Source organism: uncultured Sphingomonas sp. (assembly GCF_946477935.1).
Taxonomy (GTDB): Bacteria; Pseudomonadota; Alphaproteobacteria; order Sphingomonadales; family Sphingomonadaceae; genus Sphingomonas.
On sequence record NZ_CAMLAC010000078.1, the window covers coordinates 1 to 15,170 of the forward strand.

The 15,170-nt window shown below is 66.4% G+C and carries 10 protein-coding genes and 1 tRNA gene; 8 read left to right on the plus strand and 3 right to left on the minus strand.

What is annotated here, in order from left to right; translation table 11 throughout:
• The first annotated feature begins 1,824 nt into the window (after nt 1-1,824).
• From Q0U08_RS10145 to rsmA, 3 genes are read left to right on the plus strand one after another with little or no spacing between them, the layout of a single operon-like run.
• Nucleotides 1,825-3,159, plus strand: a complete 1,335-nt coding sequence (locus tag Q0U08_RS10145; protein ID WP_298091341.1) for a peptidylprolyl isomerase — start codon at nt 1,825-1,827, stop codon at nt 3,157-3,159.
• A gap of 14 nt (nt 3,160-3,173) precedes the next feature.
• Nucleotides 3,174-4,169 (plus strand): 4-hydroxythreonine-4-phosphate dehydrogenase PdxA, encoded by a 996-nt coding sequence (pdxA, locus tag Q0U08_RS10150; RefSeq protein WP_298091332.1) that lies wholly within the window; start codon nt 3,174-3,176, stop codon nt 4,167-4,169.
• A gap of 1 nt (nt 4,170) precedes the next feature.
• On the plus strand, nt 4,171-4,995 hold the full coding sequence (rsmA, locus tag Q0U08_RS10155; RefSeq protein WP_298091333.1) for a 16S rRNA (adenine(1518)-N(6)/adenine(1519)-N(6))-dimethyltransferase RsmA: 825 nt from the start codon (nt 4,171-4,173) through the stop codon (nt 4,993-4,995).
• Nucleotides 4,996-5,183: 188 nt separating this feature from the next.
• On the opposite strand, the gene Q0U08_RS10160 is transcribed toward rsmA, so the two are convergent.
• The 3 genes from Q0U08_RS10160 to guaB are packed head-to-tail and all read right to left on the minus strand — an operon-like array spanning nt 5,184 to nt 8,379.
• On the minus strand, nt 5,184-5,684 hold the full coding sequence (locus tag Q0U08_RS10160; protein ID WP_298091334.1) for a tetratricopeptide repeat protein: 501 nt from the start codon (nt 5,682-5,684) through the stop codon (nt 5,184-5,186).
• Nucleotides 5,685-5,716: 32 nt separating this feature from the next.
• Nucleotides 5,717-6,904, minus strand: a complete 1,188-nt coding sequence (locus Q0U08_RS10165) for an RsmB/NOP family class I SAM-dependent RNA methyltransferase (protein WP_298091335.1) — start codon at nt 6,902-6,904, stop codon at nt 5,717-5,719.
• Between the two features lie 17 nt (nt 6,905-6,921).
• Nucleotides 6,922-8,379 (minus strand): IMP dehydrogenase, encoded by a 1,458-nt coding sequence (guaB, locus tag Q0U08_RS10170; protein WP_298091336.1) that lies wholly within the window; start codon nt 8,377-8,379, stop codon nt 6,922-6,924.
• A gap of 172 nt (nt 8,380-8,551) precedes the next feature.
• Between guaB and Q0U08_RS10175 the strand changes: the two genes are divergently transcribed.
• The 5 genes from Q0U08_RS10175 to Q0U08_RS10195 all read left to right on the plus strand — a co-directional run.
• The gene (locus tag Q0U08_RS10175) at nt 8,552-9,508 is read left to right on the plus strand and encodes an SPFH domain-containing protein (RefSeq protein WP_298091337.1); all 957 of its coding nucleotides are present in this window, start codon (nt 8,552-8,554) and stop codon (nt 9,506-9,508) included.
• Entirely contained in the window at nt 9,505-9,954 is a 450-nt protein-coding gene (locus Q0U08_RS10180; protein WP_298091338.1) for an NfeD family protein, read from the plus strand. The genes Q0U08_RS10175 and Q0U08_RS10180 overlap by 4 nt, the downstream gene beginning before the upstream one ends.
• Nucleotides 9,955-10,108: 154 nt before the next feature.
• Entirely contained in the window at nt 10,109-11,863 is a 1,755-nt protein-coding gene (gene recJ / locus Q0U08_RS10185; RefSeq protein ID WP_298091339.1) for a single-stranded-DNA-specific exonuclease RecJ, read from the plus strand.
• Between the two features lie 49 nt (nt 11,864-11,912).
• A tRNA-Glu gene (locus Q0U08_RS10190) sits at nt 11,913-11,987 on the plus strand.
• A 439-nt stretch (nt 11,988-12,426) separates the two neighbouring features.
• On the plus strand, nt 12,427-15,170 hold a 2,744-nt coding region (locus Q0U08_RS10195; protein ID WP_298091340.1), incomplete at its 3' end, for a PAS domain-containing protein.

Sequence of the window (15,170 nt, forward strand, 5' to 3'; positions counted from 1 at the left end):
TACGAGATTCCTCTACGTCTCGTGGGCTCGGAGATGTGTATAAGAGACAGCACCTGTTCGGCCTGCCCGCCGTGCCGCTGCCCAAGCTGTCGGTCCCGATCGGTGACGGCAGCGACAGCGGCTTTCTGGCGCCCGACATCCGGATCGACCGGGTCAACGGTCTTGAGGTGGTGACGCCCTATTACTGGCGCCTTGCCCCCAACAAGGGGCTGATGGTCGCCCCGCACGTGTTCAGCGACGTGCTGCCGATGATGCAGGCGACCTACGAGTCGCTTGATACGCAGGGTGCTTTCCGGGTCACCGGCTATGCCACCGTCAGCCGGCGCAGCGACGACCTGACGACCGCGACCCCTCTCGATACCGAAAGCGCGTTGCGCGGCTATCTGGACGGCACCGGCCGCTACCAGTTCTCGCCGGAATGGAGCCTCAGCGGATCGTTGCGCCTCGCCAGCGACCGCACCTTCCTGCGCCGCTACGACATTTCGCGCGACGACCGGCTGCGCACCACCGCCAGCCTGCAGCGGATCGGCACCAACAGCTATTTCGCGTTGACCGGCTGGTATGTGCAGACGCTGCGCGTCAACGACCGCCAGGGTCTGCAACCGATCGCGCTGCCTGAGATCGACTGGCGCTACCGGTTCGACGACGGGCTGGTCGGCGGGAAGGTCCAGGTCCAGTTGAACTCGCTCGCGATCGGGCGGCCCGACGGGCAGGACACGCAGCGTGCCTTTGCCAGCGCGCGGTGGGATCTGCGCCGCCTGACCAACTGGGGGCAGGAGGTCACGCTGACCGCCTATGGCCGCGCCGATGCGTATAATGCGCAGGACATTGCCAGCAGCCCGCTCATCTACCGCGGCATGGAAGGTTTCCAGGGCCGCGCGATCGGTGCGGTCGCCGCCGACGTCAAATGGCCGTTCATCGGCGAGTTGTTCGGCGGCACCCAGCGCTTCACCCCGCGCGTGCAGGTGGTCGCCAGCCCCAAGCTGAAGAACTTCGCGATCCCCAACGAGGATGCGCGCGCCGTGGACCTGGAGGATTCCAACCTCTTCGCGCTCAACCGCTTCCCCGGCTACGACCGGTTCGAGGATTCGACCCGGATCACCTATGGCGGCGAATGGGCGCTCACCTTGCCCGGCTTCACCATCAACACGGTGATCGGCCAGAGCTATCGCCTGAACAGCCGCCCGACCATCCTGTACGACGGCACCGGCCTGTCGGATCGCTGGTCGGATTTCGTTGGCCGCACCGAGCTGCGCTTCCGCGACCTCGTCTCGGTCGTCCATCGCTACCGGTTGGACAAGGACAATTTCGCCGTCCGCCGCAACGAGATCGACGCCATCGTCGGCTCGCGCGCCACCTATGCCCAGATCGGTTACCTCCGGCTCGACCGCAACATCTTCCCGACGATCGAGGATCTGCAGGACCGCGAGGAGGCACGCGTTGCCGGTCGCATCCAGTTCGCCCGCTTCTGGTCCGCCTTCGGCTCGGCGGTCATCGACCTGACCAACCGGCGGGAAGATCCCTTGTCCACCGCCAGCGGCTTCGATCCGGTCCGTCACCGCGTCGGCTTCCAGTATGAGGATGACTGCGTCCGGCTGGGCTTTGCCTGGCAGCGTTTCTACAACAACACCGGCGATGCGCGCAGCGGCAACAGCTATTCCTTGACGCTGGCGTTCACCAATCTCGGCCGCTAAGCCGCTATTCAGCAAGATGCAGGCAAAGCGCGCCACATTTGCGACGTACCTTGCGGGTAAGGACGTGCGCCTGGGTGCGATAAGGATAGCAGACACGGTGAAGCAGCCAATTCGTTCCAACGTTCGCGGCATGCGCGGCGCAGTTCTTCTGATGCTGGCGGCCGCGGCCACCGGCGCCATCGCGCAGACGGTGCCCGATCAATCGGTTCCCGATACCGGCGGCCTCGACATTCCGTCGAACCTCCAGATCTTCGGCAAGCTCGATCCCAATGTCCGCAAGCCGACCGCGGTGGTCAACGATACGGTGCTGACCGGCACCGATGTCGATCAGCGCATGGGGCTGATCATGGCCGCCAATCAGGCCGGCAACCTTCCTGCCGAGGAAAAGGAGCGCCTGCGTCTCCAGGTCCTGCGCCAGTTGATCGACGAAACGCTGCAGATCCAGGAGGCCAAGAGCGCCGAGATCGCGATCACGCCCGACGAGATCAACCAGAGCTATGTCCGCGTCGCGCGCAACTTCAACCGCACGCCCGCCGAGATGAACAAGTATCTGCGCGAAGTGGGCTCGTCGGAGCGGTCGCTGAAGCGCCAGATCGAGGGCGAGCTGGCCTGGAGCCGCTACCTGCGCAAGCGCGTCGAACCCTTCGTCAATGTCGGCGAGGAGGAGGTGAAGGGCATCCTCGACCGGCTCGAGGCCGCCAAGGGCACCGAGGAGTTCAACCTCCGCGAAATCTATCTGTCCGCCAACCAGGCGACCTCGGCGCAGGTCTTCGCCAATGCGCGCCAGATCCTTGCCGAAATCCAGAAGGGGCAACAGCCCTTCGGCTATTTCGCCCGTACCTTCTCGGAGGCATCGACCCGCGGCGTCGACGGTGACCTTGGCTGGGTGCGCGCCGCACAATTGCCGCCCGAGCTCGCCCAGGCGGCGCAGTCGATGCAGATCGGCCAGGTCGCCGGCCCGATCGAGATCCCCGGTGGCTTCTCCATCCTGTACCTGACCGACAAGCGCCAGGTGCTGACCTCCGATCCGCGCGACGCACGACTGGCGCTCAAGCAGCTCACGATCAAGTTCCCCGCCGGCACCACCCAGGCGCAGGCCACCGCCCGCGCTGCCAAATTCGCCGAAGTGACCAAGACGATCCGCGGCTGCGGCGACGTCAACAAGACCGCGGCGACCATCGGCGCGGAGGTCGTCGACAATGACGGCGTACCGGCCCGCCAGTTGCCGCCGCAGTTGCAGGAAATCCTGCTGAAGATGCAGATCGGCGAGTCGACCCCGCCCTTCGGCTCGGCTGAGAGCGGCGTTCGCGCCCTCGTTCTGTGCGGCCGTGACGATCCCCCCGCCACCGGCTCGCTGCCCCGTCCCGATCAGGTCCAGCAGCAGTTGGAACAGCAGCGCGTCAACCTGCGCGCGCAGCAGAAGATGCGCGATCTTCGCCGCGACGCCGTGGTGGAATATCGTTGATCGGCGCTGACGGCGTGACCCGGCCCCTGGTTGTATCGATGGGCGATCCCGCCGGGATCGGGCCGGAGATCATCGCCAAGGCATGGGCCGCGCGCGACGAACATGGCCTGCCGCCCTTTGTGGCGGTGGGCGATGACCGCGCTATCGCGCGGGTCTGGGACGGGCCGATCACGGTCGTGCAGGACATGCGTTCGGCGCTGTCCGCCTTTCCCGATGCACTGCCCGTCCTGTCGGTCGAGGATGCGGGCGAGATCGTGCCCGGCCAGCCGGATGTGGAGGGTGCCCGCTGCGCGCTCCACGCGCTCGAACTCGCGGTCGGCCTTGTCCGCTCGAATGCCGCCTGCGCGCTGGTGACAGGGCCGGTTTCCAAGGCGCAACTGTATCAGATCGGGTTCACCCATCCCGGGCAGACTGAATTCGTGGCGGAGCGCTGTGGCATCGCTGGCGCCAATGCGGTGATGATGCTGGCCGGCCCGTCGCTGCGCGTCGTGCCGATGACCACGCATGTGCCGCTCGCGCAGGTGCCCGGCCTCATCACCATCGACCTTGTTCTCGCCAAGGCCCGCGCCACCGCGCGCGGCCTGTTGCGCAACTTCGGCATCACCGCACCCCGTCTCGCGGTCGCCGGGCTCAATCCTCATGCGGGCGAAGGCGGTGCAATCGGACGCGAGGAGATCGACGTGATCGAACCCGCCATCGCCCAGTTGCAGGCAGAGGGGATCGACATCACCGGGCCGCTTGCCGCCGACACGCTGTTCCACCCGCGTGCCCGCGCGCGATATGATGCGGTGCTGTGCGGTTATCACGATCAGGCGCTGGTGCCGCTCAAGACGCTGCATTTCGATGAAGGCGTCAACATCACGCTCGGCCTGCCGATCGTGCGCACCTCGCCGGACCATGGAACGGCCTTCGGCATCGCCGGCATGGATGCGGCGGAGCCCGGCGCGATGATCGCGGCGATCCGCATGGCCAGCGAAGCGGCCGCCCACCGGGTACGCCTCGGCGTTTGACATGACACCGCTGCATCCCCTGCCCCCCTTGCGCGACGTGATCGCGCGTCACGGTCTCGCTGCGTCAAAGGCACTCGGCCAGAACTTCCTGTTCGATGGCCAGTTGCTTGCCCGCATCGCTGCCATCCCCGGCGACCTGACCGATGCGCAGGTGCTGGAAATCGGCCCCGGTCCGGGCGGCCTCACTCGTGCGCTGCTTCAGGCCGGCGCCCACGTCACCGCGATCGAGCGCGACCGCCGCTGCATCCCCGCCCTCGCCGAACTGGCCGAGGCGTTCCCTGATCGCCTGCAGGTGATCGAGGGCGACGCGCTTCAGGTCGACACACCGTCGCTGTTCACGGCCAAGCCACACATCGTATCCAACCTGCCCTATAATGTCGGCACCGCTTTGCTCGTCGGCTGGCTGTCTTCGTCCTGGCTGCCCTGGTGGCAATCCTGCACGCTGATGTTCCAGAAGGAGGTTGCGGAGCGCATCGTCGCCGCGCCGGACACTTCGGCCTATGGCCGCCTCGCCGTCCTTGCGCAGTGGCGATGCAGCGCCAGGATCGCGATGCCCGTCCATCGCTCAGCCTTCACCCCGCCGCCCAAGGTCATGTCCGCCGTCGTCCATCTCGTTCCCCGGGAGGCGCCCGAGGGCATCCGCTTCCGCACGCTGGAGCGCCTGACGGCCGCGGCCTTTGGTCAACGTCGCAAGATGCTCCGCCAGAGCCTGAAGGCCGTCGCCGGTGCCGATGCCGCGATGGAGGCGACCGGCATCGACCCCACCCGCCGCGCGGAAACCGTATCGGTCGCGGAGTTCATCGCGCTCGCCCGCGCGCTGGGCTAGACCCGGCTTCGATCAACCACGATCGCCCTCACCCTTCGCCGCCGTCAGGGACCCCATGAAACTACTACTTTGATGGGAACCCTTGGGCGTCTTTTCCCTCTCCCAATGGGAGAGGGAGGGAGCGGCGCAGCCGCGGAAGGGTGAGGATGACCAGAGATGCCCGGTTCGTAAAGGAAGCCGGCCAGACCTTACGGTTTGGCAACCGTCGTCTTGCTTTCGACGGCGGCGGTGGTCACCGGCGGCCCCTTGGCGATCGCCGCGGCCAGGGTCGTCACCTCGCTGCACTCGCCCTTGCACAGCGTCCGCAGCTTCGCCAAATTTTCCTTGGCCCGCGTCACCGCGCCCTTTTTCACCAGCGCTTCACCCTGCCCTTCCAGCGCCGAACGGTCGTTCGGTTCCAGCAGCAGCGCCTCCCGGTACAGCCGGATCGCCTTGCCCGGCAGATCGCGCTGCGTCGCCAGTTCACCCAGCAACACGAACGCCGCCCGGTTGCGCGGATCCACCGTCACCGCGGTTTCCAGTACGTCGGTGGCGCCGTCGAGATTACCCGCGGCGCGCAAGGACCGCCCCTCGGCCAGCAGTTGCAGCGAACGCGCATCGATCTGATCGTCAGGCCGCTGCCCGCTGAGCGAGGTCGACACCGACACCACCGCGAGCGCCGCTGCGAGGGTGAAGGACGAGAAGCGCATGATCGTCTCCAACTGGGGCACGGAGCGGGACGCTAGCATGGGGCCCGCAGCCGCGCGACAAAAAAGCCGTCGGTGCCGTCCGCCGCCGGGTCGAGGCGCCAGCCCTGTCCATGCGCGCGTCCGGCGGGCAGAAACGGTTCCTCTGCATGCCAGCCGTCATGGCGCGCCAGAAACGCCTCGACCTGGCCCTTGCCCTCGTCGTCCAGCAGCGAACAGACGATATAGACGATCCGGCCCCCCGGCCGCACCAGCGCCGCCGCCACGTCCAGCACCTGCACCTGCGTCGCCTGCAACCGCGCCAGCCGCTCGGCGGTAAGCCGCCACCGCGCCTCGGGATTGCGCCGCCATGTACCCGTCCCCGAACATGGTGCATCGACCAGCACCCCGTCCGCCTGCCCCAGCCAGTCCGCCAGCGCCTCGGTTTCGCGGCCCGGGTTCATCAGCCGCGTCTCCGCGATCGTCACGCCCGCCCGGCCTGCGCGCTGCGGCAGGCGCTGCAACCGCGCACGATCGACATCGCACGCCAGCAACGCCCCCGAATTGTCCATCGCCGCGGCCAGCGCCAGCGTCTTGCCGCCCGCCCCCGCGCACAGGTCGACGATCCGCTCGCCCGATGTCGCCTCCAGCACCGCGCCGACCAGCTGGCTGCCTTCGTCCTGCACCTCGATCGCGCCATCGGCGAACGCCGCGCTCGCCTCCACCGCGCTGCCCGTCGGCAGGCGCAGGCCGTATTCGGCAAAGGGCGTGGCGACCGCATCGGGAAATGCCGGCAGCACCTCTTCGCGCGTCGCTTTCAGCCGGTTGACGCGCACATCCAGCGGCGCCCGCTCGACCAGCGCCGGCACCGCCGCCCAGTCGAGTCCGGACGCGACCAGCGCCTCCTCCAGCCAGCGGGGCGCGGTGCCGCCTGCGGCACGCGCCTCGTCCGCCGCGATCGGTGCCGGGCCATGCCGCGACCCGTCAAAGGTCGCCGCCAGTTCGGCGTCGCCGTCCGCCAGCGCCGCCATCGCCGCGCGGCCCGATACCGGCACCTCGCCCGCGCTGCGGATCGCCGCATAGACGCGTTCGCGCACCGCACGCCGGTCCTTCGATCCGGCATAGCGCCGCTCGGCGAAGTAGCGCGCGATCAGCGTGTCCGCTGCCGCGCCACCCGCCTTTGCCGCTGCGATGATCGCATCCAGCAGCTCGATCGCCGCCTGTGTCCGTGCGGCCGGTGTCATGGTCTCGTATCTCCGGGTCAGCGCGTGGGATAGTTCGGCGCCTCGCGCGTGATCGTCACGTCATGGACATGGCTTTCCTTCAAGCCCGCCCCCGTGATCTGCACGAAGCGCGCCCGCTCGCGCAGGTCCTTCAGCGTGGCCGATCCGGTATAGCCCATCGCCGCCTTGATGCCGCCGACCAGTTGATGGATCACATCGCGTGCCGGTCCCTTGAACGCGACCTGCCCCTCGATCCCCTCTGGCACCAGCTTCATCTGGTCCTTGATGTCACCCTGGAAGTAGCGGTCCGCCGAACCGCGACCCATCGCGCCTACCGAACCCATGCCGCGATACGACTTGTATGCGCGCCCTTGATACAGGAACGTCTCGCCCGGGGCTTCTTCCGTGCCGGCCAGCAGCGATCCCACCATGCAGGTCGACGCGCCGGCCGCCAGCGCCTTGGCCAGATCGCCCGAGGTGCGCAGGCCGCCGTCCGCGATCACCGGCACGCCCGACTTGTGGCCCTCCTCGGCGCAGCCCATCACCGCGGTCAACTGCGGCACGCCGACGCCCGCAACCACGCGCGTCGTGCAGATCGAACCCGGTCCGATCCCGACCTTCACCGCATCCGCCCCCGCATCGATCAGCGCGCGCGTCGCCTCGGCCGTCGCCACGTTGCCCGCAATCACCTGCACCGTGTTCGACAGCTTCTTCACCTGCTCGACCGCGCGCGCCACGTCGCGATTATGCCCATGCGCGGTGTCGATAATGACGCAGTCACACTCCGCCTCCACCAGCGCGCGCGTCCGCGCATACCCTTTCTCGCCCACCGTGGTCGCCGCGGCCACGCGCAGCCGCCCCGCCGCATCCTTGGTCGCATCGGGGTACGTCACCGCCTTCTCGATGTCCTTCACGGTGATCAGCCCGACGCAGCGATACGCATCGTCCACCACCAGCAGCTTCTCGATGCGCCGCTGGTGCAGCAGGCGCCGTGCCTCCTCCTGCCCCACCCCGACCGACACCGTCGCCAGATTGTCCTTCGTCATCAACTCCGACACCGGCTGCTGCGGGTTCCCCGCAAACCGCACGTCACGGTTGGTCAGAATGCCCACCAGACGGCCGTCATACTCGACCACCGGAATGCCGCTGATCCGGTGCCGCGCCATCAGCGCCTGCGCATCGGCCAGCGTCGCATCCGGCGCGATCGTGATCGGGTTCACCACCATTCCGCTTTCAAAGCGCTTCACCTGGCGCACCGCCGCGACCTGCTCCTCGACCGTCAGGTTCCGGTGCAGTACGCCGATCCCACCCAGCTGCGCCATCACGATCGCCATGTCGGCCTCGGTCACCGTATCCATCGCGGCAGACAGGACGGGGATGTTCAGACCGATTTCCCGCGTCAACTGCGTCCGCGTATCGGCGCCGCTCGGCAGGACGTCGGACTCCTGCGGTACGAGAAGCACGTCGTCGAAGGTGAGGCCGAGGCGGATGTCCATGGGGGCTGCCATTTCCTGCGAGGGGAACAAGTGGCGGGCCATGTAACCAAAGAGGCGCGCGCCCGCTAGGGTGGAATGACATCGTGCGCCGGAAGCCTGTCCGGGGTCGCTCGCGCGTGCCGCCGGTGCGTGCTATACCATAGCACCACAGCATACAGGGAGAGCCACCGAGATGGTACTGACGATCGCCGCACTGGCGCTGCTACTAGTGCTCTTCTACCTGATGTTGTCGATCAAGATCGTCCGGCAGGGCTATCAATACACGATCGAACATTTCGGCCGCTACACCACCACCGCAGCACCCGGGTTCAACTTCTATCCCGCCTTCTTCTATCGTGTCGGCCGCAAGGTGAACATGATGGAGCAGGTGATCGACATCCCCGGGCAGGAGATCATCACCAAGGACAATGCCATGATCTCGACGGACGGGGTCGTCTTCTTCCAGGTCCTCGATGCACCCAAGGCCGCCTATGAAGTCTCCGATCTCTATGTCGCTCTGCTGAACCTTGTCACCACCAACCTGCGCACGGTGATGGGCGCGATGGATCTGGACGAAACCTTGTCGAAGCGCGACGAGATCAATGCGCGTCTTCTGGCGGTCGTCGATCACGCCACCACGCCATGGGGCGTGAAGATCACCCGCGTGGAGATCAAGGATATCCGCCCGCCCCGCGACATCGTCGACGCGATGGCCCGCCAGATGAAGGCGGAGCGGGAGAAGCGGGCCAACATCCTGGAAGCCGAAGGATCGCGCGCCTCCGAGATCCTGCGCGCCGAAGGCCAGAAGCAGGCCCGCATCCTGGAGGCGGAAGGCCGCCGCGAATCCGCCTATCGCGACTCCGAAGCACGCGAGCGTGCCGCGGAGGCCGAGGCAAAGGCCACGCTCGTCGTGTCGGAAGCCATCGCCGCGGGCGGCACGCAGGCGATCAACTATTTCGTCGCGCAGAAATATGTCGAGGCCGTCGGCAAGTTCGCCACCAGCCCCAACGCCAAGACGATCCTGTTCCCGGTCGAGGCCACGCAGTTGATCGGCACGCTCGGCGGCATCGGTGAACTGGCCAAGGAAGCGCTGGCCTCGCCGCCCGAAAAGGCGAATCGATCCGGTAACATCACCGTGCCCCGCACATGATCGGGGACGGCATCGGGACACCCGGCCTTTGGCTGATAGCGGGGCTGGTACTCGCCATCGCGGAGTTGTTCGTACCCGGCGTCTTTCTCATTTTCCTGGCAATCGCAGCGGGCATAACGGCAGCACTCGCCTGGGCTCTGCCCGACCTGCCGGTCGCAGCGCAACTCGGCGCCTTCGGACTATGGAGCGGCGTCGCGGTTCTTATCGGCCGCCGCTGGTACCGTGACTATCCGGTCGAATCGACCGATCCGCGCCTCAACGATCGCGCGGCGCGCATGGTGGGCCAGATCGCCATTGTCACCACACCGATACGCGGGGGTGAGGGGCGCGCCCGCGTCGGCGATGGCGACTGGCCGGCGCGTGGCCCGGACGCCGAGATCGGCGCCCGGCTCAGGATCGCACATGTGGAGGGGACGACCGTATTGCTGGAGCATCTGGCGGACTGAGCGGGCATAACGGCCGCGCGAAACCCCTGTCGCGTCGGCGCGGCTTATGGCAAGGCGTTCCTGTGACGTTCCATCCCTGCTGCCCGCCTGATTGCCTGTCCCTGCCTGCGTGTCCGGCGCTGCCTGCGTGCCTGGCAAAACCCGTTCGCCGGTCATGACCCACGTCCTCAACATCACGTCCTCGATCCTCGGCCAGCCGTGGCAATGGCGTGCCACCGCAGCGGACGGCCGCGACGGCATGGCGCCCGATGATCTCGTCACGCAGTTGCTGCTTGCCCGCGGATGCCCCCCCGAGGCGCTGGCAGACCACCGGTCGCCGTCGATCCGCGGCTTCATGCCCGATCCGTCGATCTTCCGCGACATGGACCGGGCGGCGGAGCGCCTGGCCGATGCGGTGCAGGCAGGCGAACAGGTCGCGATCTTCGGCGATTATGATGTGGACGGCGCAACCTCCGCTGCGCTGCTGCTGCTGGTCCTGCGCGATCTCGGGCTGGAAGCCCGACCGTATATCCCCGACCGCCTGTCCGAAGGCTATGGTCCGTCAGGCCCGGCGCTTCTCCGATTGAAGGATGAGGGCGCCTCGCTGATCGTCACCGTCGATTGCGGCGCGCAGGCCTTTGACGCGTTGGCCGTAGCCCGCGACGCCGCGATCGATATCGTGGTCGTCGATCACCACAAATGCGCCGCGGCACTTCCGCATGCCCACGCCGTCGTCAATCCGAACCGCTTGGACGAAGGCGAGGGCGCAGCCCACGGGCACCTCGCCGCCGTGGGGGTGTGCTTCCTGCTTGCCGCCGCATTGATCCGGACGCTGCGCATCCGCGGGCATTTCGCAAGTCGTGCCGAACCTCGCCTGATCGACCATCTCGATCTTGTCGCGCTCGGCACCGTGGCGGATGTCGCGCAACTCCGCGGCCTGAACCGCGCCTTTGTCGCGCAGGGGCTCAAGGTCATGGCCCAGCGCCGCAACCCCGGTGTCGCGGCACTGATCGAGGCGTCTCGCCTCACCCGCGCGCCGACCTGCGCCGATCTCGGCTTTGCGCTCGGGCCCCGTATCAATGCCGGTGGCCGGGTTGGTCGCGCCGATCTCGGCGTCCGGCTGCTGACCACGCGCGATCCGGCCGAGGCGCAGGCGATCGCAACCGAGCTCGACCGGCTTAACGACGAACGTCGCCAGATCGAGGCAGGCGTTCAGGCGACGGCCGAAACGCTTGCCGCAACCGCGCGCCGTATCGCAGTGGTCGCCGGACATGGCTGGCATCCGGGCGTGATCGGCATCGTGGCAGGCCGCCTCAAGGAAAAACTGGGGCGACCGGCAATTGTGATCGCGTTGGACGAGAATGGCGTCGGCAAGGGCTCGGGCCGCTCGATCACCGGCGTCGACCTTGGTGCCGCGATCCTGGCCGCCAAGGAGCATGGCATCCTCTCCGCTGGCGGCGGCCACGCGATGGCTGCGGGCCTGACGATCGCCGAGGATCGGCTGGACGATCTGGCGGCATTTCTCGAAGATCGTCTGGGCGATGCCGTGGACCGTGCCGGCGAGGGGCGTGCCCTGCTGCTCGATGCGGTTCTCTCGCCAAACGGCGTCAATGCAGCACTTGTCGAGGCGATGGAGGCTGGCGGCCCCTACGGCGTCGGCTGGCCCGCCCCGCGCGTGGCGGCCGGCCCGTTCCGCATCATCCGTGCCGATCTGGTCGGGACCGATCACGTCCGGGCCATCGTCGCTGGCCCGGACGGCGCCCGTTTGAAGGCGATGGCCTGGCGCTCTGCAGGCTCGGCGCTTGGCCAGGCACTTCTCGGCGCGGCCCCTTCCCGCACGCTGTGGCTGGCCGGCCGCCCCAAAGTCGATGACTGGTCGGGCCGCAATGTTGCGGAATTACATGTCGATGATGCGGCATGGGTGGATTGACCGCTTGACGGAGTCCGACAAGTCCTCTAGGCGCACCTCCACGCCTGACGGCCCCTTCGTCTAGCGGTTAGGACGCGGCCCTTTCACGGCTGAAGCACGGGTTCGATTCCCGTAGGGGTCACCAAGCTAAGTGCTTGATGTAGCTATAAATGCCCAGTCACGTAAAATCACGTGGCCACGACCTCCAGCTAGCGTGCGGGAAAACAGCCATTTTTCGTGGCACAAGAATTCCGCGGGGTCATCGCTCTGCCCACGGCGTAAGCGATAGGTGTCGTACAAGGCTGCCTCAGCGCTTGACGCTGAGCGCTTTTCAAACGCCTTCATCTGTTAACGTGGTCGTCGTTACTTAAAACGCGCCCCTCGCCCCCCGACGACGTGAACTGGGACGAGGCGGCCGTTCCTTGCGGCACAGCTGTATGACGGCTTCCGGCGCATAACCTGCCGGTCGCTTAGCGACCAATCCTCGTCGTTCATGACCGATCCACAAGCCCCGAACGCTGTCAGTGCAACAGCGTGAGCGGCAGGATCCCAGGGACGATTTTTCGGACCGAGGGCGATCCGGCGTGGCAGCGGACGACCAATCACGGTGGCATAGCCCCGTTTTCAGCTTTGAGAGCGGACAATCTGCCGAAATGCTGTACGCAGGAGAAATGGACCTTGCCGCAGAAAATGAAGAACTTAGGCGCCGATTAGCACTGACGGAAGGCGCGCTTCGTGGCTGTACGGTCATCGGTGAAAATGCCCCCGTCATCGAGCAAAGGTACCGGATGCTTTTCGACTCGATCGACGAAGGTTTCTGCATCATCGAAGTTGTAGGTGGCGAGAATGGCGAGGCGGTCGACTATCGCTTCCTGGAGACCAATGCCTCGTTCGAGCGCCAGACCGGACTGATTGACGCGGTCGGCAAGCGGATGCGCGAACTGGCACCAAACCACGAGGAGCATTGGTTCGAACGCTATTCGCGGATCGCGCAAACGCGGACGCCCGAACGCTTCGAGGATCGCGCCGACGCGCTTGGCCGTTGGTACGACGTATACGCCTTCCCGATCGACAACCCTGAATTGCGGCACGTCGGCATATTGTTTCGCGACATCATTGAGCGAAAGCGCGCCGAGCAGGACCTGGTGAAATCGCATCATCTTGTTCGCACTACCTTCGACAGTTCGCTGCAGATCATCCAGCTGTTCAAGGCCGTGCGCGATGATCAGCGTGCGATCGTGGACTTCGAATGGCTGCTCACCAACAAGCAGTGGAACGACCGCTACGGATCGAATGTCGGGAAACGCCTTCTGACCGAAAACCCGGCGGTGGTGGAATCCGGCGTGTGGGACAAATTCCTGGAAGTGATCGACACAGGCCTGCCGATCACGCACGAGCACTATTACAAGCATGAGCAGTTCGATGGCTGGTTCCTGCAAACCATCGCCAAGGCCGACGACGGAATCCTGCTCTCGACGCTCGACATCACCGATCGCAAGCGCGCCGAAATTGCTCTCCGCGACAGCGAAGGTCGCTATCGCGAACTGTTCGAACGCATGGCCGAGGGCTTCGCCGAGATGGAGGCGGTACGCAACGATGAAGGAGAACTGACAGATTTCCGCCATCTTGCCCGAAATCCGGCGAGCGCACGGGTGACAGGACTCCATGATGAACAAGTCCTGGGCAGACTGGTCGGCGAGGTGCTGCCGCCTGAGGACGCGCGCTATTGGATCGACGCGTACTCGCAGGTCTTCGTTTCCAACCAGCCGTCACACTTTGAGCATTTCATCCCCGCCTTGAATCGCTGGTTCGGCGTCAACGTCACTCCCTTTGGAAGCGATAGTGTGGGCGTGTTCTACGAGGACATAACCGAGCGCAAGCGTGTCGAGGCGGCGCTGCGCGAAAGCGAGGAGCGCCAGGCTTTCCAACTGCAGCTGAGTGATGCCATCGGGCCGCTGAGCGATCCAGTCGAGGTGGTGGCGGTGGCAACCGAAATGCTGGGAAAGCGCCTCGGCGTCGGACGCTGCGGTTATGGCGAGGTGGACGAGACGGGCGAGTATTTCATCGTCGCTCGCGACTGGACCGACGGGATGATGCCCAGCTTCAAGGGCAAGCATTTGCTGGTCAGCTTCGGGCCGGAGTTCACTGCCGCCTATCGCGCGGGCCGGAGCGTCAGGATCGACGACGCGCTCGCCGACGCTCGAGCGGCCGGCGCCGAAGCAGCCTTCGAAGCGGCGGGTGGCGTCCGCGCCAGCCTCGGCATTCCTTTGATCAAGGAAGGCCGTTTCGTCGCGGGCCTGTTCGTCCAACAGATGGAGCCTCGCCACTGGACCGACCGGGACGAGGCGTTGGCACGGGATGTGATCGAGCGCACCTGGTCGGCGATAGAGCGCGCCAGAGCCGAGGACGCGCTTCGCGAAAGCGAGGAGCGCTTTCGGCAGTTCGCCGATGCTTCGTCGGGCGTGCTGTGGATTCGAGACGACGAAACGCTGGCTGCGACTTATGTCAGCGCCGCTGCCGCCACGGTGTACGGAACCGCGCCGGAAATGCTGATCGGCGACCGGCAATATTGGGATTCACTGGTCGTCCCCGAGGATCGCGCCGCGATGAACGCCCAGTTACGCGACGTTCAGCACGGCGAGGCGGTGGTCGCCGAGTTCCGCGTGCTCCGCCCGAGCGACGAGACCTTCCGGTGGGTGCGCCGTACGGCGTTTCCGCTGCTCGACCCGAGCGCTCAGGTCCGGGCCGTGGCCGGCATTTCCTTGGACGTTACCGAGGAAAAGCTGCTCACCGAGCATCAGGGCGTGCTGCTGGCCGAGCTTCAGCACCGCGTCCGCAATATCATGGCGATCATCCGCTCGATCGCCGCGCGGACCGCAAATCGAGCGGAGACCGTGCCGCACTATGCCGAACTGCTTGCCGGCCGTCTGCTTGCCTTGGCGAGGGTGCAGGCGCTGCTCACCCGCGCCACCAACGTGACCGTCGATATTGGCGACATTGTCCGCGACGAGGTCAGCGTTCAGGCGCAGCACGAGGGCCAGTATGAGCTGATCGGGCCGAAGGTGCCGCTTTCTCCCAAAGCCGCGGAGGTGCTGACGCTGGCGGTGCACGAGCTCGCCACCAACGCCCTGAAATACGGCGCCCTCTCGGCAGCCAAGGGCAAGATCGTTGTGCGATGGGATGTGGCGGACCGGGAGGGCGTGCCTTGGCTTGGCTTTCACTGGGTCGAGGAAGGTGCGCCGGATCGCCCGGCGTCTCCGGCGGGCCAGCCCCGGCGGCGCGGCTTCGGCAGCGAGTTGATCGAGGGCCGCATCCCCCATGAACTACA